Raw genomic sequence first — 570 nt, 5'->3', positions numbered from 1 at the left:
GCCGAGGGGCCCGGCGCCGACTCGGCGCGCGTCCGCGCGCTGGCCACCCTGGGACTGGTCACGGCGATGCTCGGGGACGGCGCCACGGCGCGGCGGCTGACGGCGGACGCGACCGCGCTCGCCGTCGACTCGGGCAACCGGAACCGGCTGGTCGACGCCCTGGTCCACCAGGGCTGGGTGAGCCTGGCGACCGGTGACCCGGCGAACGCCCGGCTCCACTCCCGGGAGGCCCGGGAACTGCTGCCGCCCCGCCCGGTCACCCAGGTGCACCTGTGGTCACTGCTGACCGAGGCCCAGGCCCTGCCGCCGACCGTCCGGGACGAGGCCGCGAACCTCGCCTGGCACCGGCTGCTGGCCGCCTGCGAGGAGGCCGGCCTGCTCTACCTGCACGCCGTCACCGAGCACTCCTACGCGGCCCACTTGGTGGCCCGGGGCCGCACGCCGGAGGTGCGCGCGCGGCTGGCCTCGGCGCTGGAGCGGTTCCGGCGGCACGACCGGCTGGCGGGCCGGCGCAGCGAGTTCACCGCCGGGCTGGAGGCCTCGCTCAGCCTGCGCGCCGACGCCGGGCCG

The 570-nt window shown here is 78.6% G+C and carries 1 protein-coding gene; it reads left to right on the top strand.

The annotated features are described in order from the left end of the window. A partial coding sequence (locus BG452_RS36440) for a hypothetical protein (protein WP_188308624.1) occupies positions 1 to 570 on the top strand: 570 nt, incomplete at both ends.

It is taken from the genome of Streptomyces sp. CBMA123, from assembly GCF_014596465.1.
Lineage (GTDB): Bacteria > Actinomycetota > Actinomycetes > Streptomycetales > Streptomycetaceae > Kitasatospora.
The sequence above is the reverse complement of the archived record's forward strand: the minus strand, read 5'-3'. Positions and strand labels throughout refer to the sequence as shown.